General features: G+C 38.6%; 31 protein-coding genes. 27 read left to right on the top strand and 4 right to left on the bottom strand.

Annotated elements, in window-relative coordinates; genetic code table 11:
* Positions 1 to 32: 32 nt before the first annotated feature.
* The 5 genes from J7K93_10585 (at position 33) to J7K93_10565 (ending at position 2,159) form a co-directional block, all read left to right on the top strand.
* Positions 33 to 269 carry a toxin-antitoxin system HicB family antitoxin gene (locus J7K93_10585; protein ID MCD6117451.1) on the top strand — a complete coding sequence of 79 codons (237 nt, stop codon included), beginning with the start codon at positions 33 to 35 and terminating at the stop codon, positions 267 to 269.
* A 346-nt stretch (positions 270 to 615) separates the two neighbouring features.
* Entirely contained in the window at positions 616 to 843 is a 228-nt protein-coding gene (locus J7K93_10580; GenBank protein MCD6117450.1) for an AbrB/MazE/SpoVT family DNA-binding domain-containing protein, read from the top strand.
* Positions 840 to 1,253 carry a PIN domain-containing protein gene (locus J7K93_10575; GenBank protein ID MCD6117449.1) on the top strand — a complete coding sequence of 138 codons (414 nt, stop codon included), beginning with the start codon at positions 840 to 842 and terminating at the stop codon, positions 1,251 to 1,253. Before J7K93_10580 ends, J7K93_10575 begins: the two co-directional genes overlap by 4 nt.
* A gap of 478 nt (positions 1,254 to 1,731) precedes the next feature.
* Complete coding sequence (locus J7K93_10570; GenBank protein MCD6117448.1) at positions 1,732 to 1,935, top strand: type II toxin-antitoxin system HicB family antitoxin; 204 nt, start codon at positions 1,732 to 1,734, stop codon at positions 1,933 to 1,935.
* On the top strand, positions 1,932 to 2,159 hold the full coding sequence (locus J7K93_10565) for a type II toxin-antitoxin system HicA family toxin (GenBank protein ID MCD6117447.1): 228 nt from the start codon (positions 1,932 to 1,934) through the stop codon (positions 2,157 to 2,159). Before J7K93_10570 ends, J7K93_10565 begins: the two co-directional genes overlap by 4 nt.
* Before the next feature lie 312 nt (positions 2,160 to 2,471).
* Here the strand turns inward: J7K93_10565 and J7K93_10560 are convergent, their stop codons facing one another.
* Complete coding sequence (locus tag J7K93_10560; GenBank protein ID MCD6117446.1) at positions 2,472 to 2,693, bottom strand: hypothetical protein; 222 nt, start codon at positions 2,691 to 2,693, stop codon at positions 2,472 to 2,474.
* Positions 2,694 to 2,879: 186 nt separating this feature from the next.
* Between J7K93_10560 and J7K93_10555 the strand changes: the two genes are divergently transcribed.
* The 10 genes from J7K93_10555 to J7K93_10510 all read left to right on the top strand — a co-directional run bounded on the left by J7K93_10555 (position 2,880) and on the right by J7K93_10510 (position 7,605).
* The gene (locus tag J7K93_10555) at positions 2,880 to 3,278 is read left to right on the top strand and encodes a type II toxin-antitoxin system VapC family toxin (GenBank protein ID MCD6117445.1); all 399 of its coding nucleotides are present in this window, start codon (positions 2,880 to 2,882) and stop codon (positions 3,276 to 3,278) included.
* A complete protein-coding gene (locus J7K93_10550) occupies positions 3,275 to 3,496 on the top strand; it encodes a type II toxin-antitoxin system Phd/YefM family antitoxin (GenBank protein ID MCD6117444.1) in 222 nt (73 codons plus the stop codon). The genes J7K93_10555 and J7K93_10550 overlap by 4 nt, the downstream gene beginning before the upstream one ends.
* Positions 3,497 to 3,725: 229 nt before the next feature.
* Positions 3,726 to 3,932: an AbrB/MazE/SpoVT family DNA-binding domain-containing protein gene (locus J7K93_10545; protein MCD6117443.1), complete on the top strand. Its 207-nt coding sequence runs from the start codon at positions 3,726 to 3,728 to the stop codon at positions 3,930 to 3,932.
* Positions 3,929 to 4,300, top strand: a complete 372-nt coding sequence (locus J7K93_10540; protein MCD6117442.1) for a type II toxin-antitoxin system VapC family toxin — start codon at positions 3,929 to 3,931, stop codon at positions 4,298 to 4,300. The genes J7K93_10545 and J7K93_10540 overlap by 4 nt, the downstream gene beginning before the upstream one ends.
* Before the next feature lie 273 nt (positions 4,301 to 4,573).
* Positions 4,574 to 4,822, top strand: coding sequence for an AbrB/MazE/SpoVT family DNA-binding domain-containing protein (locus tag J7K93_10535; GenBank protein ID MCD6117441.1), 249 nt, complete (start codon positions 4,574 to 4,576; stop codon positions 4,820 to 4,822).
* Positions 4,822 to 5,163 (top strand): type II toxin-antitoxin system PemK/MazF family toxin, encoded by a 342-nt coding sequence (locus J7K93_10530; protein MCD6117440.1) that lies wholly within the window; start codon positions 4,822 to 4,824, stop codon positions 5,161 to 5,163. The genes J7K93_10535 and J7K93_10530 overlap by 1 nt, the downstream gene beginning before the upstream one ends.
* 218 nt (positions 5,164 to 5,381) lie before the next feature.
* Entirely contained in the window at positions 5,382 to 6,089 is a 708-nt protein-coding gene (locus tag J7K93_10525) for a hypothetical protein (protein ID MCD6117439.1), read from the top strand.
* 128 nt (positions 6,090 to 6,217) lie between these two features.
* A complete protein-coding gene (locus tag J7K93_10520; GenBank protein MCD6117438.1) occupies positions 6,218 to 6,466 on the top strand; it encodes a hypothetical protein in 249 nt (82 codons plus the stop codon).
* Entirely contained in the window at positions 6,463 to 6,891 is a 429-nt protein-coding gene (locus J7K93_10515) for a PIN domain-containing protein (GenBank protein MCD6117437.1), read from the top strand. Before J7K93_10520 ends, J7K93_10515 begins: the two co-directional genes overlap by 4 nt.
* Positions 6,892 to 7,230: 339 nt before the next feature.
* On the top strand, positions 7,231 to 7,605 hold the full coding sequence (locus J7K93_10510) for a hypothetical protein (GenBank protein ID MCD6117436.1): 375 nt from the start codon (positions 7,231 to 7,233) through the stop codon (positions 7,603 to 7,605).
* Positions 7,606 to 7,805: 200 nt separating this feature from the next.
* Here J7K93_10510 and J7K93_10505 read toward each other — a convergent pair whose 3' ends face one another.
* The 3 genes from J7K93_10505 to J7K93_10495 all read right to left on the bottom strand — a co-directional run bounded on the left by J7K93_10505 (position 7,806) and on the right by J7K93_10495 (position 10,013).
* On the bottom strand, positions 7,806 to 8,249 hold the full coding sequence (locus J7K93_10505; protein ID MCD6117435.1) for a PIN domain-containing protein: 444 nt from the start codon (positions 8,247 to 8,249) through the stop codon (positions 7,806 to 7,808).
* Entirely contained in the window at positions 8,246 to 8,479 is a 234-nt protein-coding gene (locus J7K93_10500; GenBank protein MCD6117434.1) for an AbrB/MazE/SpoVT family DNA-binding domain-containing protein, read from the bottom strand. Before J7K93_10500 ends, J7K93_10505 begins: the two co-directional genes overlap by 4 nt.
* Before the next feature lie 358 nt (positions 8,480 to 8,837).
* A complete protein-coding gene (locus J7K93_10495) occupies positions 8,838 to 10,013 on the bottom strand; it encodes a metallophosphoesterase (protein MCD6117433.1) in 1,176 nt (391 codons plus the stop codon).
* A 422-nt stretch (positions 10,014 to 10,435) separates the two neighbouring features.
* Between J7K93_10495 and kdsB the strand changes: the two genes are divergently transcribed.
* From kdsB to hflC, 12 genes are all read left to right on the top strand, one after another.
* A complete protein-coding gene (kdsB, locus tag J7K93_10490; GenBank protein MCD6117432.1) occupies positions 10,436 to 11,194 on the top strand; it encodes a 3-deoxy-manno-octulosonate cytidylyltransferase in 759 nt (252 codons plus the stop codon).
* Positions 11,195 to 11,209: 15 nt separating this feature from the next.
* Positions 11,210 to 12,835 carry a CTP synthase gene (locus tag J7K93_10485; GenBank protein ID MCD6117431.1) on the top strand — a complete coding sequence of 542 codons (1,626 nt, stop codon included), beginning with the start codon at positions 11,210 to 11,212 and terminating at the stop codon, positions 12,833 to 12,835.
* A gap of 11 nt (positions 12,836 to 12,846) precedes the next feature.
* On the top strand, positions 12,847 to 13,692 hold the full coding sequence (kdsA, locus tag J7K93_10480) for a 3-deoxy-8-phosphooctulonate synthase (protein ID MCD6117430.1): 846 nt from the start codon (positions 12,847 to 12,849) through the stop codon (positions 13,690 to 13,692).
* Positions 13,693 to 13,755: 63 nt separating this feature from the next.
* Positions 13,756 to 14,229, top strand: coding sequence for an HAD-IIIA family hydrolase (locus J7K93_10475; GenBank protein MCD6117429.1), 474 nt, complete (start codon positions 13,756 to 13,758; stop codon positions 14,227 to 14,229).
* A gap of 56 nt (positions 14,230 to 14,285) precedes the next feature.
* Entirely contained in the window at positions 14,286 to 14,942 is a 657-nt protein-coding gene (gene fsa / locus J7K93_10470) for a fructose-6-phosphate aldolase (GenBank protein ID MCD6117428.1), read from the top strand.
* Positions 14,939 to 15,901: a KpsF/GutQ family sugar-phosphate isomerase gene (locus J7K93_10465; GenBank protein MCD6117427.1), complete on the top strand. Its 963-nt coding sequence runs from the start codon at positions 14,939 to 14,941 to the stop codon at positions 15,899 to 15,901. Before fsa ends, J7K93_10465 begins: the two co-directional genes overlap by 4 nt.
* Position 15,902: 1 nt before the next feature.
* Positions 15,903 to 16,553: an LPS export ABC transporter periplasmic protein LptC gene (lptC, locus tag J7K93_10460; protein ID MCD6117426.1), complete on the top strand. Its 651-nt coding sequence runs from the start codon at positions 15,903 to 15,905 to the stop codon at positions 16,551 to 16,553.
* Positions 16,554 to 16,561: 8 nt separating this feature from the next.
* On the top strand, positions 16,562 to 17,719 hold the full coding sequence (locus tag J7K93_10455) for a hypothetical protein (GenBank protein MCD6117425.1): 1,158 nt from the start codon (positions 16,562 to 16,564) through the stop codon (positions 17,717 to 17,719).
* Between the two features lie 114 nt (positions 17,720 to 17,833).
* On the top strand, positions 17,834 to 18,553 hold the full coding sequence (lptB, locus tag J7K93_10450) for an LPS export ABC transporter ATP-binding protein (GenBank protein MCD6117424.1): 720 nt from the start codon (positions 17,834 to 17,836) through the stop codon (positions 18,551 to 18,553).
* Positions 18,554 to 18,577: 24 nt separating this feature from the next.
* Positions 18,578 to 19,975 carry an RNA polymerase factor sigma-54 gene (gene rpoN / locus J7K93_10445; protein MCD6117423.1) on the top strand — a complete coding sequence of 466 codons (1,398 nt, stop codon included), beginning with the start codon at positions 18,578 to 18,580 and terminating at the stop codon, positions 19,973 to 19,975.
* Positions 19,976 to 19,995: 20 nt separating this feature from the next.
* On the top strand, positions 19,996 to 20,997 hold the full coding sequence (gene hflK / locus J7K93_10440; protein MCD6117422.1) for an FtsH protease activity modulator HflK: 1,002 nt from the start codon (positions 19,996 to 19,998) through the stop codon (positions 20,995 to 20,997).
* Positions 20,994 to 21,929 carry a protease modulator HflC gene (hflC, locus tag J7K93_10435; protein MCD6117421.1) on the top strand — a complete coding sequence of 312 codons (936 nt, stop codon included), beginning with the start codon at positions 20,994 to 20,996 and terminating at the stop codon, positions 21,927 to 21,929. The genes hflK and hflC overlap by 4 nt, the downstream gene beginning before the upstream one ends.
* Positions 21,930 to 21,994: the final 65 nt, after the last annotated feature.

Raw genomic sequence — 21,994 nt, 5'->3', positions numbered from 1 at the left:
TTGAGAATAAATCCGCTTTCTGAGGTTTAACAATGAGTACATTGAGTTTACGAATACCTGAATCGTTACATAATAGAGTAAAACTATTAGCATCGGAAGATAAAATATCAATAAATCAATTTATCACCTTTGCACTGGCTGAAAAAATATCAGCACTTGAAACTGGACGATATCTTGAAGAGCGGGGTAAATATGGAAATTCTAATAAATTCAGAGAAATTTTGTCGAAACTTCCAGATATCGAACCAGAACAATTTGATAAATTGTAAAATTTATAATAACCCGGGTCTATAGCAGACGCAGCCGGATGAAGCCAAACCTACTTGCTGAAAAGCAAGTGAAAAATAAAAGATAATCTTAAAGTTGTTCTCTGAAAACTGTCCCTTTTAAGCTCAAAAAGCATGTACCTTTCCCTCAAGTCCGGACGCACTTCACCTATTGCAGTCTCAAAGTCATTGCGGATGTGCTGTGCCGGTTGTTTAGGAAAGTCAATTTATCAAGTAAATTCCGGTTTATTTAAGATAAGAATCGTTAAATAATTCTATAAATTGATATTGACTTTGGCTGTATAATGTATTATTATTACCAGTAATACTTAGTACTGGAGGTCACATAATGAGAGTAACTACAAAAGGTCAAGTAACAATTCCCCAGCACATTCGTGAAAAATTAAGGATAACCCCGGCAACAGAAGTTGATTTTATTGAGGAAGAAGGCCGCGTCTTTTTAGTGAAATTAAAAGGGAAAAAAGCTGCAACCCGTAAATTTGCAAAATTACGCGGCATTGCAGATGTTAAAATGACGACAGATGAGATTATGGCATTAACAAGGGAGGATAGGTGAAGGGCCTTCTTGTTGACTCAAACGTTATTTTGGACATTTTTCTTGATGACCCAAATTGGGCGGATTGGTCTGAATCGGTATTGGCAAATTATAGCCTTTACGAAACGCTCTATATTAACTCAATTGTGTACACAGAAGTCTCTATAGGTTTTGGAAAGATTGAGGAGTTGGAATCAGCCATCCATAAAGGTGGATTCCAGATGCTGGAAATTCCTAAAGAAGCTCTTTTTCTGGCCGGTAAAGTTTATCTAAAGTATAGAAAGAATAAAGGGATAAAGAGATCCCCCTTACCCGATTTCTATATTGGAGCACATGCAGCAGTACTTGGACTGGACTTAATTACACGAGATGTAAATAGATACAAAACATATTTTCCAACAGTAAAGCTGATCTGCCCGGAGCAACTATAGAACCTTAGCTCCTGGAATTAGATTCTGGAGTTCACTCAGGTTCAACCCAACTGGTTAAGCGCGGCTGCCTGCTGAAAAGCAAAAGAAAAATAAAAGATAATTTTGAATTTGTTCTTGAAAACGCTCTTCTTTAATCTCAAGAAGCATGTACCTTTTCCTGAACTCCGGACGCACCTTGGCTATTGCAGTCTCAAAGTCATTGCGAATGTACCGTCCCGGTTGTTTAAACTTCCCTGCCAGAGTTTAAAGTGAAAACCGCTGCACAGATTTTGAAGAGAAAAAGATTTCCCGGCAGGGATGTAATGAATTTATCGGAAATAAATTGCCTTTTATCCCGGAATATTGTAATTTTATAGTATATTCCTTTCAATCAGATAAGGGTATTATCATTTTGCAGACGGAAAAGCACTTTATCAAGTAAATTCCGGCTTATTTAAGATAAGAATCGTTAGCGAGAAATAGAAATAAGAGGATAGATATGAAACTGAAAATTTATTTGGAACCAAGCGATGATGGAGGATATACAGCTATAGTGCCTTCTCTGCCGGGATGTATTTCAGAAGGCGATACGAAAGAAGAAGCATTAAAAAATATTCGTGAGGCAATTGAACTTTATTTAGAACCGGTAGCAGATGATACTTTCAAAGCTACCCACGCTGAAGAAGTGGAATTATCGATATGAGCAAGGTGCCGAGTTTAAATTACGACAAGGTCATCAAAGCGTTACAAAGGGATGGGTGGGTAATAGTTCGACAAAAAGGTTCGCATATAAGGTTGCAAAAACATATTGAAAATGAGGTATTAAAAATTATAGTTCCGGCGCATAAGCCGATAAAGCGGTCAACCCTTTCACATATATTAAAACAAGCAAGGATAACAGTAAATGATTTCTTGAAAAAATTATAATTCGCTAACAAGACACTCCACCTGACCGCTATTCCGCTGCACTTCGACAGGCTCAGTGCGAGACGCTCCATTACCGCTGGTGAGCTTGGTCTACTTGCTGAAAGTCAAGTAAAAAGTATATCTTTAAATTGATTATCGTTCTTTGACAACGGTCACTTTTAAGCTCAAGAAGCTTGTACCTTTCCCTCAAGTCCGGACGCACTTCACCTATTGCAGTCTCAAAGTACCGTCCCGGTTGTTTAAACTTCCCTGCCCGACTTTATTTCGTCGCTGCCGATTCTAATTATTCGGCCCGACTAATTTATAGATTCGCTAGTCAGGAAGAACCAGGAAAGGGAATGAGTTTGAAATGGAAACCGTTGTAAGAACTTTGAAAAGAAAAGGATTTCCCGACAGGAATTCCTTTGGGATCAAGAACCATGGCCTGGTGTTTGTTTTTAGCCGGGTCAATACCAATAACGAATTTATCGGAGATATAGTGCCTTTTCCCCGTATAAAACTCGGGACAGGCATCTCGAGATTTTGGAGTTTCATAGTATTCTCCTTTCAATCAAATAAATGAAAATAAGGGTATTATCATTTTGCAGATGGAAAGGCACTTTTTCAAGTAAATTTCGGTTTATTTAAGATAAGAATTGTTAGCAGGTAAAAAATACTTGACAATGCATGTAGTATGAATTAAATTAGTTGTACAATTGTACACATGGAGTGTGAACGTAAATGCTAATCGTAATCGACACATCTGTTGTCATAGCAGTAATCACAAATGAAAAGCATAAAAATAAATTAATTCAGCACACGATCGGATGTGAATTGATTGCACCACAATCTTTGCACTGGGAAATTAGTAATGCCTTTTCTGCGATGTTTAAAAGGAACAGATTAACATTAAGCCAGGCAAGAACAGCTATTGATTACTATCAGAAGATACCAATAAGATTCCTTGATATTGATTTAAAAAATGCCCTGTCAATTGCATATGAAAATAATATCTATGCTTATGATGCATATTTTATTGAGTGTGCTATCAGGCAAAAAGCCGCACTATTAACACTTGATGATAAATTAAAAACAATTTCAAAGACTTTAAATATAAAAACGATCGAGGTTGAGCCATGATAGTATATACTTTTTCAGAGGCCAGACAAAAATTTGCTTCTATTTTAAATAAAGCACAAATTGAAGGTGAGGTATTAATAAAAAGAAAAGATGGATCGTCGTTTATTGTAAAACCTTTTAAGAAAATAACTTCTCCTCTTAATGTTAAAGGAATAAAGATAGATATCTCGAAAGAAGAAATCATTGACATCTTGCAAGAAGTGAGACGCGGCAATTAATAAATTCCTGCTAACCATGCGGTTGCAGTGGATGCAAAAGCGCACCGGTTTTTAGGTTTATTAGAGCTCAGTGGAATCACTTCAGTTGTCGAGATTTCTCTTGGCTTTTGCACTCACTGAACCGCACCGTTATACCCCTATATTTTTTGACGATAGCCAAAAAGAAGTTGATTTTTAGTATCGATAGTATTAACGTATTACGACAAGGGCTTTAATAAGGAGATTGAAAATGGAAGCAGTAAAAATTTCACCCAAATTTCAAGTCGTAATACCTAAGAATGTGAGAGAATCATTAAAGTTGCTTCCTGGCCAACGAATGCAAGTCATGCAATATGAAGACAGAATTGAACTTATCCCCGTTAGAAAGATAACTGATATGAAGGGTTTTTTAAAAGGAATTGACATCAATTTCGAAAGAGAAGGGGATAGAGTGTGAATATTGTAGATTCATCTGGGTGGCTTGAGTATTTCTCTGGTGGTAAAAATGCAAGTCAGTTTGAAGAACCACTTTCAAATGTAGAGTCATTAATTGTTCCCTCAATTACTATCTATGAGGTATTCAAAGTCATTCTTCGTGAAAAAGATGAAAATAGTGCACTTCAAGGTATTGCTTTAATGAAACAAGGGCAAATTGTTGATCTAACATTAGAAATTGCAATGTCCGCAGCTGTTATTAGTTTAAGAAATAAAATCCCAATGGCAGATAGTATTATTCTGGCAACAGCAAATAAATTTGAAGCTATAGTTTGGACACAAGATAATGATTTTCAAAATATGCCAAGAGTAAATTATTTTGCCAAGTAGATAAAGGGCTGGCATATCCCCATGGCTGCTGCCGGATGCGGCTGTAACGGTTTTTTCCCATTTTTCATCTGCTTTTGACGGTTTTCGCCGTCCATGAAAAGAATAACTGTGCGGACATTATCGTACCTTTATTCTTACATCAAACATGGCTTCTGGATGGCATTAGTTGGCCGCACCTCAGAGCCAAATGTTAGCAAAATAATTATACTTGACTTTTTTGTTTTTGTTGTATATACTTTGGATATACTGCTAATTGTCTAAAGAGGAAATATTATGATTACTAAAATACAAAAATGGGGTAATAGCCAGGGAGTTCGTTTTCCTAAAGATATTCTTCGTAAAGTACACGTAGCAATCGGTGATGATGTAGATATTTCTATACATAATGGTAAAATTGTTGTAAAACCGACAACTGTAAATCGTGGAAAATATAAATTAAAAAGTCTTCTTTCTCAAATGCCTGAAGACTATAGGCCAGAAGAAATTGATTGGGGCAAACCAGTTGGAGGAGAAGTTTGGTAATGGAACAATATATACCGAAAAAGGGAGATTTTATCGCCTTAACATTTGATCCTCAATCCGGACATGAACAAAAAGGCAGAAGGCCTGCTCTTGTAGTTTCTAATACAATCTTCAATCAAAAAACGGGACTTTCATTTGTTTGTCCAATAACAAACACCAATCGTAATATCCCTTTACATGTTAAAATTCCTGAAGATGGTATTATCTCAGGTGTTATTATGGTAGATCAGATGAAATCAGTTGATTACAGATCAAGAAAGGTAAAATTTATAGATAAAGCACCTATAGGAGTACTAAATGAAGCACTCTCTATTCTTGATGCAATTATTTATGATGAATAATTGCTAACCCAAAAATGCACTAAATGAAAACGCTTGCTTCTATTTTCACTTTTCAATTCGGCCAACGCATGTTAAGGGCGTTGATGTCAATTGCTTCAATTGGGTGTAGTGCTTTCTTTCAAGTTCATTCTTTTCCGGTGTTCCGTTTGGTTGTCGGTTGTTTTTACTGGTGATTTTGCAGTTATTTTTGCATATGGTAATTGCGAATAGGAGGAGTGATGTCTTACCAAAAAATCACTATAGGGATTCTTATTTCTGCGGTTTTCTTCACTGGGTGTTTCCATCTTGTTTCGAAGAAGAGGTTTTTATTGCCAACTGACTGTGTTGCAGTCACAAATATCGTCAAGTCAAACACACTGAAGATTCAGAAAAAGCCCAATAGCAAAATTGAGACATTACAATTTGCGGATGCCATAATTGAAAACAAAGGGACGAAAAAAGAAAATAAATGTCTCTGCCAGGCTGTGTGTTTCCGCGTGTCTCAGCTGGCCACACAAGCCTGGGAAGATAATGTGTTCCGAACGTATGAGGTCAAGCGCATACGAACCGGCTGGAATACAGACGGTCCCTATGAGTTTTTTTCAGACAGGGAACTAAACGGCGAGATCGGTGACCTTGAAATACCAGCAGAAAAAATAGTAGTTGAGAAAAGAAACGGTGATAAAGCGACCTCACCCAAAGATCTAACCATCGAGGACAGTTGGTATGAAATTACCTTCACCAACAACCTGGTACTATTCTTTCAGGTCAAAGAAGGGGAAAACGGCGTTTATCCGGCAGGTTTTCTAACTTTACGAAGTAAGATGAAAAACGGGGATAAGAATACAGAGAAACCTTTCCTATTGGAAATGAAAAAGACCCTATCCGGTATTGCCGAGCTGCCTTTTAAAGGGATCATCGTAGAAAAGGTCGGCACTATAAAATAACAATGCCTTCCACCGGACGGCTAACTGCGGGGTTTATGGGTTATAAGGTTAATGAATAAATTACAACTTTCCCCTTGACAAGTACGTAGTCTATGTGTTAAATTTATACGTACAAAGAGGAGGTTAGCATGAATTCAAAATTGACATTACAACTTGATCATGATGTGATTGAAAAAGCAAAACATTACGCTCAATTGAAAAAACAAAGTTTATCAGGACTAGTTCAGAATTATTTTACTTATTTGACAGAGAGTCAAAATATTGATGATATTGAAGTATCACAAAATATAAAAGAGATTTCAGGTGTCATTCAATTAGAAGACAATTATGATTCAAAGTCAGAGTATAAAAAACATATTATGGAAAAATATTCATAATGCACAAAATATTTTTAGACTCAGATATAATTTTGGATGTATTGGCTCAAAGAAAACCATTTTATAACTCCGCAGCGAAATTATTTACCTTAATTGATCAAGAACAAATATTAGCTTTTACATCTCCAATTGTTTTTTCTAATATTCATTATATCCTTACCAAAAAAACTTCTAATGAATATGCTCTTCAGAGTCTTCGCAAATTAAAATCATTAATATCAATCTTGCCTGTTACTGAAAAAATTATCGAATTAGCTTTAGATTCCAACTTTACTGATTTTGAAGATGCTATTCAATATTATACTGCAAAAGCAAATGAAATAAAGTTTCTTATTACAAGAAACACTCAAGATTATAAAAAGAGTAAAATCCCTATTTGTACTGCCGAAGAATATTTGAAAATATGGGCATCAAAGCCGGAATAAATAATACCTTATAACCATCGCATGAACTCGGATAAACCCGCTTGTCACAGCCCTTGCATGGCAAGGCCAGTGTCAATTCAGGTTTACCGATTATGCTATGCCCTTAGATGTGTTTTTGATTAGAATTATAATTTTATGCGTATTCCGGCCGAAGGTTGCCATGTACTCGGGTGAAAGCTGCTGCCTGATTTATAAATAAACCCGCCTAATTTTGATAATTTCCTTGACATTCATGTAAAAAATGTTAATACTTTATAAAATTAGTGACAATTTTGTCATATTATTGTCAATTGGATAGTGCAGTCAAAACATCTGTTTCAAAAAGGTAGAGAGAGAAAAATGAGAAAGTGTTTTGCAGCATGTCTGATAATTTTAACATTGCTTGGTGCAAGGGGAAATTTATTTTCGCAGGAATCGGTAAGCCAGACAATCACAATCAGAATTATACCGGTTCGCAGCAGCGCAGTACTGACAGGGACTCAGTATTTTGAAGAGATGATCAGAGGACGGAATATCTCTTATAATACTTTATCAAACAAGGTTACTGTTTCTTTTCCGCAAGCAGGTGCTGTGAAGTTATCAGAAGAGGAATTGGCATCAGAAAGGCCTGTTGCCAGAGATTTTAACAACTTTTCACAAATCGGAATGGCAAATCTGAAAAAAGGCAGAGGTACAAGTGTTCCGCTGCTGTTCACGCTTTTAGATAATAATTAAATGTTTATTAAAAGTTTGTTGGAATTTATTAGAGAACTCTTCATGGGAATGTAGCTGCGGAATTGCCTTCTCAGGAGGTTTTTCTTCGCCGGGGTTTTCTGCCTCGGCTGCATCAAAATACACAAACCTGCCATTGTGATTCCGGCTTGCCCAAAGAAACAATTTTCTGAATTCGTGCACAATTCAGAAAATTGCAGCGGTTATATGAACATATTTAATTGATAAACATCAATTTCTTTAATACGGGCCATGGCTTTATCATTTGTAATCAGGGCAGGTGATGAGTACTGCATGGAAATTGCCGCTTGAATCATATCCGGCAAAGGAAGATTATACGCTGCTTTTAAAGCACCTGCAAGTTCACCTGCTTTATATGAAAAATCAACTATTGTAATATTTTTAAACCTGTGCAGTGCATTGCGGCACCTGTCGGCTAAATCCGGCCGGTTAAGAGATAATGGCTTAACAATAATTTCAGCAACAGTAACAGGTGTTATTACAGCTTTAAAAATATTATTTTCAATCTGTTCAATAATATATTCGGCAATCAGGCCATATCGGGGATGATCTTCAAACAGATAAATAAAGACAGTGGTATCAATCACTACACCGTCCCGTTTTTGCAGACCTTCGGGGATTTTCATCGGCGCGTATTCCATTCATTTCTTAATTTATTAATATAAGCTGCAGCATCAGTTCCGTCATTAAGTTCCCGGGTAATACCGCGGAGTGATTGTGAACCTATAGGTTCGACAATTATACAATCCCGGTCAGCTGTTACATTAACTTTCTGATTAGGTTTTAATCCGATACGTTTTCTTTCCTTTGCCGGAATTACAATTTGATATCGCGCACCGACAGTTGCAATAGACATAACAGCCTCCTGATTATTTCATACGATATTTAATAAATCATATATAATCTATGTAAATCATACAAATTAATCAAGCGTTTTTACATAAAATCTGGCACCCCCCCAAAAAAAATACCGGCTGCTGAGGGGCTGTATCAAAAGTCGATTTGAAGTCATTACGAGGAGCAAAGCGACATGGCAATCTCAGGAATTGAGCACGAATTGAAGAGATTGCTTCGCAAAAAGACGCTCGCAATGACAGGGTTAGGGCTTTTGACACAGCCCCCTACATCGCATTTTCGGGCGGAGATTTGCAGATGCCGGTAATCCTTCTGCTTAATACTAAAACAAACCGGAGAGTCATTCAATAATATCCTGCTTAATGTTTCTTAACAATAGAAAATTTATCAATTACCGAATTATCCTGAGTTAAAGCTTTTATATTAAGAGTGTCTCCTGAAACCTCAACGAGAACATAGTGCAATCCGCTGTAGCTTGTATCAATAAACCAGCCTGTGCCGGCTTTATCTAAGGGAGCGCCTGCACCGCCGGTAACTATCTGGCATCTGCCCTGGTAGGGTAAACTTCCATAGGAATCCACACCTTCTGTAAAAGAGATATTCCGGTTAATGGGAATTGTCCTCTGATAGTTGTGAGTATGTCCGTTGAAAATTAAATCCACACCGTAATCATCAAATGCTTTCCACCATGTGCCGAAGTATTTATCCATTTCACCTTCGTGAGACGGGCTTGTATAAAAAGGCCTGTGGAACCATACAAATTTCCATTTTACGGATTTATTGTTTTCCAGTGTTCTTATGAGCCATTTGTATTGAGTTGAATCTTGTGCATCTTCACTGTTCAGGCAGATAAAAATTACTTTTCCGAAATGGAATGAATAATAAAAGTCATCATTATCGGAATTTCCTGGAAAAGTAAACAGATTTAAATAATTATCATTATGAGGGTCTCCGTAATATTCATGATTTCCTGGTGTGTGATAAACGAGGTTCTGGCTCAAATATTTTTTACCGTAATTAAACCAGTTATCCCATTTTTGGATACTTCCCCCTTTTGAAACTATGTCGCCAACAAATATTGAAAAATCCGAAGGGCAAACAGCAGACGATAAGCTATGCCAGTCATTCAGATGGGTTCTGCTGTCTCCGAGAACAGTAAAGGTAAAATGCTTATTTCCAGATGCAGCTGCAGTAATAAATTTTTTTCTGTCAGCCCAGTGCCTTTGGAAAGAGTTATATATTGAATAGTAAATTGATGTGTCAGGAAGCAAATCCGGAAAAGTATAACTAAAAAGGTTTAAATGATAATGGGAATTAACTTTTCCGCAAAATGTTCCTTTGCCGAATGTCTCAGTATATCCCCACTTAATACTGTCGGTTTGTCCCGGGCTTCGCCATGTTATTGTCAGCCCTTTAAGAGGTGAATTTTTTGAACCGAAATGGATTTGGCCCAAAGTATCTCCTGGAGCGTCAGTCCTGGCATTAAGGGAGCATGCAATGGATAGAAAAATAAAAATGGCTGCTGTTTTTCTCATTGTAAAATATCCTTTTTTGTAAATTTAATCGGTTGAGTAATATGTGAATAATGATGTATTATTGTATGAATTATTTAGTCATTTGTCAATAAAATTTTAAATAAAATGAACTTCTGACAGAGTCAGCGGCTGCTTTGTCAGTGCTACACAGTATAAAGTAAATTGAATCAATCCCCCCTGTACAAATAGCGTGCCAGATTTCATTAAAGCTTGACAATATGAGGGTGATGCTGTATATTAAACGTGTTGTTAATACATATTTCATATGCCTTAAACAAAAGTTGAGATGAAGAAAATATTGATAATATTATCCGGATATGAAAAATTATACAGTACTGCAATGCTTGGTGAATATGAATCTGTGAGCAAGATTAAGAGAAATCAGTGCTTATTTTTTATTTTAAAAGCCGAAGGTTTCGGAGATGAATAAAAAACCTGAAATTGCAGGCATAATACCAGCACGATATGGTTCCACGAGGCTTCAGGGCAAACCTCTAGTTGATATAGGCGGTAAGCCAATGATAGTCAGGGTGCTGGATCAGGTAAGGAAATCAAAGTACCTGTCTCGGGTTATTGTTGCTACTGATGATGAGCGGATTATTGCTGCTGTTGAGCAGGCAGGAGGCGAAGCAGTTATGACGCCTTCGGATCTTCCGTCGGGAACTGACAGAGCAGCATATATTGCGCGTGAAAGAGAAGCGGATATTTTTGTAAACATACAGGGTGATGAACCGTTTATTTCCCCTGCTGATATTGACCGGGTCGCTATGATTCTAGTTAATGATTCAGATGCTGATATGGGTACACTTGTAAAAAGAATTCAATTAAGTTCAGAGCTGAATGACACTAATACAGTCAAAGTAATTACAGACAAGAACAGCAGGGCGCTTTATTTTTCCAGAAGCCCCATACCATTCTACAGGGACTGCCGGGATGTATCGAAACAGATTAAAGAATATAAGTATTTAAAACATATAGGAATATATAGCTATCGCAGAGAATTTTTAATCAGATTGAGTGAGATCGGACCTTCTTCATTGGAAATGACTGAAAAGCTTGAGCAGTTAAGGGTTCTGGAGAACGGTTTTACAATAAAAGTTGCAGAAACAAACAATGAACCCTTAAGTGTGGATACTCCTGAAGATCTCAGCAGGGCCCGAGAATATCTGGATGTGAATTAAACGAGGAGGGGATAGTTGTCCAATAAAACAGTAAAGACGATATTTATTACAGGTGGAGTAGTTTCATCTCTCGGAAAAGGGATTGCTTCATCATCACTCGGGCTGCTTCTTAAACAGCGGGGGCTTCGGGTTACAATTCTTAAGCTGGATCCTTACCTTAATGTTGATCCTGGAACGCTAAGCCCGTACCAGCACGGAGAGGTTTTTGTAACTGAGGACGGAGCTGAAACTGATCTTGATTTGGGGCATTACGAACGTTTCCTTGATATTAACCTGAGTCAGAACAACAATTCCACAACAGGCAGGATTTACCATAATGTTATAGAAAGAGAGCGCAAAGGCGAATATCTTGGGAAAACTGTTCAGGTAGTTCCTCACATTACAGATGAAATAAGAAAAGCAATAGACAGAGCTGCATCTTCTGTTGAGGATTTGGATGTCCTGATTGTAGAATTGGGAGGTACGGTAGGTGATATTGAAGGGCTTCATTTTCTTGAAGCAATCAGACAGTATAAACTTGACAAGGGCAGAGATAATGTAATTAACTTACATCTGACTCTTGTCCCATACATAAAAACAAGCGGTGAGATTAAAACAAAACCTACTCAGCACAGTGTTCAGAAGCTGAGAGAGATTGGTATCCAGCCGGATATAATCCTTTGCAGAACAGAGCGTGCTTTGCCGGATGAAGCAAGGCGCAAAATAGGGCTTTTCTGCAATGTTAGTAGCGAGGCTGTTATAGAAGCAAGGGATGCCGAATCTATTTACGAAGTTCCTGTTCTTTTTGAAGAGGAGGGGTTGGCAAAACAGGTTATTGACCTTCTGAAACTTAATCAAAAGGAAGTTGACCTTAAAGAGCTTAAAGACCTGATTTTTCATATCAAGCATCCTGAAAAAAAAGTAAGAATAGCTGTTACCGGAAAATATGTTGAATTGAGAGATGCATATAAAAGTATAATTGAATCCTTTATTCACGCAGGCGTGGCAAATAAGGCGGTTGTGGAACTTTTATGGGTGGATTCGGAAGAAGTTGAACACGGCAAAGCGGAAGATTTACTGAAAGATGTATCAGGTCTGTTAGTTCCCGGAGGCTTTGGAGACAGAGGGATTGAAGGGAAGATAAGTGCAATCAAGTATGCAAGAGAGAATGATCTCCCTTTCTTCGGAATTTGTCTCGGCCTTCAATGTGCTGTTATTGAATTCGCGAGGTCAGTTTGCGGGCTTGAGCATGCAAACAGCCGGGAGTTTAATCCGAATTGTGATGAATTTGTTATAGATTTTATGGAAGAGCAGGTCGGAGTTACACGCAAGGGCGGAACAATGCGGCTTGGCGCGTATCCGTGCGTATTAAAAGAGGGTACACTTGCCCGCTCAATTTATCAGGTACCGCAGATAAGCGAGCGTCACAGGCATAGATTTGAAGTTAACAATAATTATAGAGACTGTCTTGAAAAACATGGGATGGTAATAAGCGGAACCTCACCTGATAACATGCTTGTTGAGATGGTTGAACTGCCTTCAAAACGGTGGTTTCTTGCAGGACAGTTTCATCCGGAGTTTAAAACCAGGGCATTAAGAGCGCATCCGCTTTTTAAATCTTTTGTAAAAGCGGCTCTTGATTATCAGGAAGAGACAAAGTAAAAGGGGAATAGATGAGAACTATTAAAATTGATTCATTTGAAATAGGAGGCGGAAATCCCCTTGCATTAATTGCAGGGCCTTGTGTAATAGAAGAGGAAAGCCTTGTGTTATCCACTGCGGAAAAGATAAAGAAAATTGCATCAAAGTATGATATGCCGCTGATTTTCAAATCATCTTTTCTTAAGGATAACAGATCTTCAACTGATAGTTATCAGGGCCCGGGGCTTGATAAGGGGTTGAAAATACTTGATAAGGTAAAGAGAGAGGTAGGCATTCCTGTTCTTTCAGATGTACATCAGGAGAGTCAGGTAAAGCCTGCAGCTGAGGTTCTGGATGTAATTCAGATACCGGCTTATCTTTCAATGCAGACAAGTTTGAGTGTCGCAGCAGCAAAAACAGGTAAGGTGATTAATGTTAAAAAGGGACAGTTCCTCCATCCTGAAGATATGAAAAATATAATCGGTAAGATTGAAGGAGAAGGAAACAGCAACATTATGCTGACTGAAAGAGGCGCGTGCTTCGGCTACAGGAATTTAGTTGTTGATATGCGCTCTTTTCAGATAATGCGCAGCTTCGGCTATCCGGTTGTATTTGATCCCACACATTCAATACGTATTTACGGAATATCAAGTGCGGATGCAAGAGGAGGAGCCCCGCAGTTTGTGCCAGGCCTGTCCAGGGCTGCTGTAGCAGCAGGTATTGATGTGATTTTTATTGAAACTCATCCTGACTGTAAAAATGCCTTGTGTGATGCTGCAAGTATGTGGCCCCTCAATCTTCTGGATCATCTGCTGTCTCAGATTGTTGAAATTGACAAGGTGAGGCGGAGCCAGCAGGAAATATTTCTTAAAATATAAAACGGAGAGAGATTGAACCCCCTGCGAATCAGAAAAAAGTTCTTGAAAATTAAAGTTCTGGCAATGGATGTTGACGGAGTACTGACTGACGGCGGTATAATTCTGGGCAGTGGCGGAAATGAGTACAAAAGCTTTAATGTCCAGGACGGGATGGGAATTACTCTTGCCCGAATGGCCGGGCTTAAAACCGCTATAATAACCGGAAGGTCATCTGATTCAGTTACGAAGCGAGCAGGAGAACTGAAATTTGACGCTTTGTTCCAGGGTGCAAAGAGAAAGAGAGACGCATTCCGGAAAATGAAGCAGCAGTTCGGTGTTTCATCTGAAGAGGTCTGCTATATAGGCGATGACCTCCTGGATTTGGAAGTAATCAGGCTTGCAGGTGTGGGAGTTGCAGTTGCAGATGCAAGAGACTATGTTAAGAGAGAAGCCGATTTTGTAACAAAGGCTTCAGGAGGAAGAGGAGCGATAAGAGAAGTTGTCGAGAAAATTTTAAAAATTCAGAAAAAATGGCAGCGTACATCTTCCGGGTTTTAAATATCAGGGCGAATAAGTATTTGTAAATTTAAATTAATAATATTTCAGGAGGATTAATGAAGATTTTTGTTGATTCTGCAGATATAGATCAGATAAAAGAGGCAAAGGCTCTTGGATTGGCTGACGGAGTTACTACTAACCCTACTTTAATTATGAAATCCGGAAGAGGGCTGGAAGAGGCAATACGGGATATCGTAAAAATTGTAGAGGGGCCTGTTCTTGCGGAAGTTATTAGTCGGGACAGAGAGGGCATTGTCAAAGAGGGAAGAGAGTTTGCAGGCTGGGGAGAAAATGTGGTAGTAAAGATTCCAATAACCACACAGGGACTGGAAGCAGTAAGAATATTAAGTGGGGAAGGAATTAAAACAGCTTTTACACTTATTTTTTCAGCAACCCAGGCAATCCTTGCTGCAAAAGCAGGAGCAGACTATATCTGCCCCTTTGTTGGAAGAATTGATGATATGTCAAGCAGCGGTATGGATCTGATAAGTGAGATTGTTGAGATATACTCAAATTATCTTGATATTTCTACAGAGGTTATTGTGGCAAGTGTGCGCAGCCCAAACCATGTTGTTGAGAGCGGGCTCCTCGGGGCATACGGAGTTACAGTCCCTCTTAAAGTTATAAAACAGATGGCAGAACATCCTCTTACTGATATCGGAATAAAACGATTTCTTGATGATTGGGAAAAAGCAAAGGCGGACTTGAAGTGACGATTATTGAGACCGGGAAAAATGTCGTAAGAATCGAAGCTGATGCAGTAAAGGGCCTGATTAACAGTATTGATGAGAATTTCCGGAAAGCGGTGGAAATCCTCTTAAACTGCAAAGGCCGTGTGATAATTACAGGTATCGGCAAGTCTGGAATCATTGCAAACAAGATTGCATCCACTATGACCAGTACAGGCACAGTTGCATTTTTTCTTCACCCTGCCGAGGGAGTACATGGTGATCTTGGTGCGGTTCTTAAAGGTGATGTAGTGATATGTATATCAAAAAGCGGTAATACAGAAGAGATTATGCGGATTATGCCTATGTTCAAGCGCCAGGGCGTGCCGATTATTACTCTTACAGGCAACATGAATTCCGAGATAGCAAGACGAAGCGATATTGTCCTTAATGTCAGCGTAAAAGAGGAAGCCTGCCCCTTTGACCTTGTACCTTCTGCAAGTACTACAGCCACTCTCGTAATGGGAGATGCCCTTGCTCTTGCCCTTTTTCAGGAACGCGGGTTCAGTGTGGAAGATTTTGCCATGTATCACCCGGGCGGGAATATAGGTAAGAATCTTCTTCTGAGGGTTGATGATGTAATGCGTACCGGCAATGATATCCCTTTTGTAGCTGAAGAAGATACACTGACACATGTCATTCTTACTATTACATCAAAGCGCCTGGGCGCTGCCTGTGTGATTAATAAAGAAAATAATTTATGCGGGATTATTACTGACGGGGATTTAAGGCGGCTAATTGAACAGAATCATGATATCTGGCATCTCAAGGCAAAGGATATTATGAGCAGGAATCCCATCTGTATATCTTCAGGTGTACTTGCTGCAAAAGCTCTTAATGTGCTGGAAGGCAATTCAATAAATGTACTGATTGTTACAGATGGAGATGATAATCCGGTCGGCATGGTCCACATTCATGATTTATTGAAAGCGGGATTAGCTTAGCATGAGGAGTGTCAGACAAAAATTTTCGCAAGCAGTCATTTTTATTCTGCTTACTGTACTATCTGCTGTGGTTTCAGTAGGATGCAGTAAAAAGAGCGAATCTGATGTCTCGACCATTTCAGAAAAAAGAATTCCTGTTCAGGAAGGGTGGAATTCACGGCTCTATGTTACAAGGGAGGGAAACAGGCAGGCTGTTGTCTGGTACGGTCATATGGTTAAGTATGATTCCACTGCATATGTGGATTTTGACAGGAAAATCAAAGTGGATTTTTATAACAGGGACGGCAGCCATGTATCCCGCTTGTCCTCTGCAGGAGGAAGATATAACGAAGATACTGAGGATGTTATGGCTATCGGCAGTGTTATTGTAAAATCAGACAGCGGGATTACTCTTTATACCGAGAGGCTTAGGTGGGATAACAGAAAAGGAAAGATAATTTCCGATACACTTGTTATGATAACAACTCCTCAGGCAGACACAATATGGGGTGTGGGATTTGAATCGAATGCGGATTTGAGCAGAAGAGTAATTACAAAACCGTGGGGTGTGGGCAACAGGCGTGTGGATTTAAGCAGGGTTGAAAAAGAGTTTGCCAAACCTGAAAATGCAGATACTTCAGCCGGTGTTTTAAAACGGGAACAATCGGAATGAGGCCGAAAATGGTTGCCCGTGTATTTAATTTTATTGTTCTTTCTCTTATTTTAACATCAGGTTCTGTTTCCATTGCACAGCAAAGGCAAGGCAGCAATAGCGACAGGATAAAACTTGTTTCAGCAGACAGCCTTGTAAGTATCACAAAAGGTAAAGAGACAATAACCATCTTAACTGGTAAAGTAAAACTAATTCAGGGGGAAGCCCTGATTACTTGTGATAATGCAAGGTTTAATGACAAGAAACAGACTGCTGAACTTAAGAATAATGTCACAATATTTGACGGAGAAAGAACTCTGAAAGCTGATTTTGTTTTCTATAACGGTATAACACACGTGGAAACAGCGAGAGGCAATGCCGAGCTTCTAATGGGAAGCAAAAAGCTGAGTACTCCATACCTTGAATATAATCAGGAAGATAAGGTTGTAAGCGTTTATGATACTGTTACAATTAAGGATATAATTAAGGGCATTATTCTTTCCGGCAGAAAGGCAAAGTATTATAGAGAAAAGAAATATGCTTCGCTGTGGGGGGGGGTAAATGTCGTAAAAACGGATTCAGCTGCCGGCGATACAATCCTGATTAATGGAAAAAGTGCAGAAGCTTGGGAGGATAAAAAACAGATTGTTATTTCTGACAGTGTAAGTATCATAAGAAATAATTTGAGAGCTGTATGCGGCAGTGCATGTTACACAGATGACCCGCCTTCTTTAAAGCTTTCTGAGAAACCTGTTGTGTGGGTGGAGAATCAACGCCTTAAAGGAGAAGAGATTTTACTCAGACTTAAAGGCCTTTCTTTTCAGGGCGGTGTGGTTACAGGCAATGCTGAAATAACTGTTAAAGATTCAATTTCCGAAAAGAATGATTTTATGAGCGGAGATACGATATTTATAGAGGCTGAGAACGATACTATTCAAAAACTGGACATTCGGCATCAGGCGGTCAGCATCTACCATGTGACTGATAAAGAGGGTGAACCGGGGGTTAACAATGTAACAGGTGACAGGATTGAGCTCTATTTTGATTCAAAGCAGAAACTGGAGCGGGTACTGATTTTAAGCAGTCCGGGAGTATGTTCGGGAAAATATTCTCCGGAAGCTGCAGGCAGCAGAAAGATCAGTACAAAAGCGATTAAAAAGATGAAGAAACGGGAGAAAGTTTTTTAGGGAGCGTAGTTTTTTGGTGAATAATTGTTATATTGTTGTATGAAGAATTTTTATCGGAAGTAATCAATTTTGGAATTAAGTGTGGAACATAAAGAGAAAACAGATAAGCAAACTATACGGACTGAAAATATCGTAAAGATTTACAGAGGGAAGCGTGTTGTAAACCGGGTGTCCATTGAAGTAAATCCAAACGAGATTGTCGGCCTTCTTGGCCCGAACGGAGCAGGTAAAACAACAACGTTCTACATGATAACAGGTATGATTCGTCCCAACGAGGGCAGGGTATTTTATAAAGGCATGGATATAACAAATCTGCCAATGTACAAGAGAGCGAGAATGGGCATTGGCTATCTGCCCCAGGAAGCATCGGTTTTTCGGAAACTGACAGTTGAAGAGAATATTATGGCTGTTCTTGAGACTTTAAAAATAGATAAAGAAGAACGGGCAGAAAGGCTCAGGCAGCTTCTTGAGGATCTTTCCATAACACACATTGCATCGCAAAAAGCCTATACCCTGTCAGGTGGAGAAAGACGCAGGGTTGAAATTGCAAGGGCACTGGTGACAAGGCCTGATTATATGCTTCTTGATGAACCATTTGCCGGTATTGATCCAATTGCAATTGAAGATATTAAAAATATTGTAATACACTTAAAAGATAAAGGTATTGGCGTCTTAATAACGGATCATAATGTTTATGAAACTCTTTCAATAACAGACAGGTCATACCTCCTTTACGAAGGCAGGATCCTGAAAGCCGGATCTTCCGAATCACTTGCTGAGGATGATGAAGCAAGAAGGATATACCTTGGGAAAGAATTTAAACTGAACAGGTAACAGGCAAACGGAGTAGAATAGTTTATGATTCAAATGAGCCAACGGCTCTATTTACAGCAGAAACAGAGCCCTCAACAAGTTTTATTGTCATCCCTTTTACAGCTTCCTGTTCTAAGGCTTGAGCAGCGTATTACACAGGAGCTTGAGCTGAATCCTCTGTTGGAAGAAGATCTTGATATTGAAGAAATTGTTGATATGAATGAGGATACTGAAGAAAAGGAAGATTCAGAAGAAGAGGAACCCGAAGAAGAGGAAATTGACTGGGATGAGATACTTAATGATGAAGATAACTATGAAATCAAGTCTCCGAGAGAACGCCCGGATGAAGAACAGAACAGAATAGAGCCCTCTCCGGTTACTTTTATGGATTATCTTATGGACCAGCTCTATCTTGCGCCTCTTGACGATAAAGGCAAAGAGATAGGAAAATACATACTCTGGTGCCTTGATGATGACGGTTATCTTGTATGCGATATTGAAGCAATAGCCGAAAATTTTGAAATAACTCCGGACAAGGTTGAAAAAGTCCTTAGCGTTATTCAAAAATTTGATCCTCCGGGAATTGCTGCACGAAATCTTCAGGAGTGTCTGCTGATTCAGCTCAGGGAAAAGAAGGATGCAGATGAACTTGCAATAAAGATGGTTGCTGAATATTTTGAAGATTTTACGAATAAAAGATTTGAAAAGATTTCCAAAAAACTTGAAATTCCTTTAAATGAAGTTAAAAGGATAATGGATTTTGTCGCCAAATTAAACCCCAAACCAGGGTATAGATATATTTCTGAATCTGAAAGTTATATAATACCTGACGTTATAGTTAAGAAAGAAGACGGTAAATTTACAATTTCATTAAATGATTATAATATTCCACGGCTCAGGATAAATAATACTTACAAAAATCTGCTGAGGGATAAAAAGAATGTAAGCAAAGATACGCGTGATTATATACGCCAGAAACTGGAGTCTGCAAGATGGCTGATTAATTCGATTTATCAGCGGCGTTCTACAATCCTGCGTGTCATGGAATCAATCCTTAATCATCAGAGAGCGTTTTTTGATAAGGGCAAAGAATATCTGCGGCCAATGATTCTTAAGGACATTGCAGAGGAAGTAGGTCTTGATATTTCAACTGTCAGCAGGGTTACGAGCGGTAAGTATGTACAGACGGATTTTGGTATCTTTGAACTGAAATATTTTTTCAGTGAACGCCTTGAGACCGATTCAGGTGAAAGTGTATCAAATAAACTTATAAAGTCGAGAATTAAGGAGATAATTGAAAAAGAAAATCCTAAAAAACCTTTTAATGACCAAAAAATATCAGAGATGTTAAAAGAAGACGGATACAGAGTAGCACGGAGAACAGTTGCTAAATACAGAGAGCAGATGATGATACCTGTTGCCCGGTTGAGAAGAAAAATTTAAACTGAAAGCAGGAGGAAGTTATGGTATTAAAGAAAAGAACATTCAATGTAGGGGGAGAAGAAGTTGAGCTTCCTATGGCATTTAACAGAAAAAACGGAGTTATTGCAGTACTGATAATTATCGGATTAATTCTTCTGTTTTCGGGATTTTATACTGTCGGGCCGGATGAACAGGGGGTGATTCAGAGATTTGGCAAATATACAAGAACAACTGAATCCGGCCTGCATATGAAAATGCCTTTTGGAGTTGAAAGCGTCAGAAAAGTAAAGGTAAAATATGTGTTTAAGGAGGAGTTCGGATTCCGTACACTTAAAGCAGGAGTACGTACAATCTATTCTAACAAACAGTATACAGATGAATCCTTAATGCTGACAGGTGATTTGAACCTTGCAGTTGTAGAGTGGATTGTTCAGTTTAAAGTTAAAGATGCAAGAGATTATATCTTTAATGTAAGGAACGCAGATGAAACTCTGAGAGATATTTCCGAAGCTGTTATGAGAGAAGTGGTGGGTGATCATAGTGTTACGGAAGTATTAACGACAGGCAGGATAGATATTGCAAACAAAGTTGAGGAGCGGTTACAGTCAATACTTGATTATTATAAATCAGGTATTAATATTGTAACTGTAAAACTGCAGGATGTTAACCCTCCAGATATTGTAAAGCCTGCATTTAATGATGTTAATGAAGCAAGGCAGGAAAAAGAGAGAATGATTAATCAGGCATGGCAGGCGTATAACAAAGCGATACCTCAGGCTAAAGGTGAGGCAAAACAGAGAATTCAGGCGGCAGAGGGGTATGCTTTGAATAGAATTAACCGGGCACAGGGAGATGCTGCTAATTTCATTGCTGTTTGGAAAGCCTACAGGAATGCAAAAGATGTAACACGTAAAAGACTTTACCTTGAAACTTTAACTGAGGTCCTGCCCCGTGTTAATAAAAAATATATTATTGATATAGACCAAAAAGGTATATTGCCCTTCCTTGACTTACAGAAGGAACAGAAAGGGGGAGTAAAATGAAGAAGAGAAATATTATACTCACAGTAGCAGGAATTATTTTCCTTCTGGTTCTTTTTAATGGGTTCTACACTGTTTCTGAAACTCAGCAGGTAGTTATTACACAGTTCGGCAAACCCATAGGCGGTGCAGTTACAGAAGCAGGGCTGCACTGGAAGTCCCCTTTTATACAGGATGCTCATTTTTTTGAAAAGAGAGTTATGGCATGGGACGGCGATCCGAATCAGATTCCCACAAAAGATAAAAAATACATCTGGGTTGATCTTACGGCAAGATGGAGCATTATAAATCCGTTGACTTTTCTGCAGTCTGTAGGCAATGAAACAGGTGCTCACGGCAGGCTTGATGATATAATTGATGCGGTAACCAGAGATTTCGTGTCTGATAATTTATTAGTTGAAATCGTACGGAATTCAAATCGTGAATTTGAGGCTAATGATACTGAATTACTTGGTGATTCCACTATGACTGTCAGCTCTATAAATTTGGGAAGAGATGTTATAACAAGAAAGATATTCGAGAATGCAAAAGAGCAGGTTGAAAAATACGGCATTAAACTTGTAGATGTAAGGATTCAGAGAATCAATTATGTTGAGCAGGTAAGGAAAAAGGTGTATGAGAGAATGATCTCTGAGCGCAAACGTATTGCAGAGAGATACCGTTCAGAAGGTATGGGGCAGATGGCAGAGATTCAGGGATTAAGAGAAAAAGAGATGCAGAGAATTACTTCGGAAGCATACAAAAAGGCAAAGGAGATTCAGGGAGATGCAGATGCAAAGGCAACAAAAATTTATGCTAGGGCATATAATTCCGATCCCGATTTTTTTGCATTTCTGAGAACTCTTGAAACTTACAAAACATCAATTGATTCGGCTTCAACACTAATTTTGACGACAAAGTCGGATTATTTTAAGTATCTGAAGAGAATTAAATAAAAAGAAATAGCGGAATTTTGAAAAATTGTCAGAGTTTTTCCAGTACAGGGAACAAATTTTTAAAG

The sequence above is a fragment of the bacterium genome (assembly GCA_021158245.1).
Classification (GTDB): Bacteria; Zhuqueibacterota; QNDG01; order QNDG01; family QNDG01; genus QNDG01.
The sequence above is the reverse complement of the archived record's forward strand: the minus strand, read 5'-3'. Positions and strand labels throughout refer to the sequence as shown.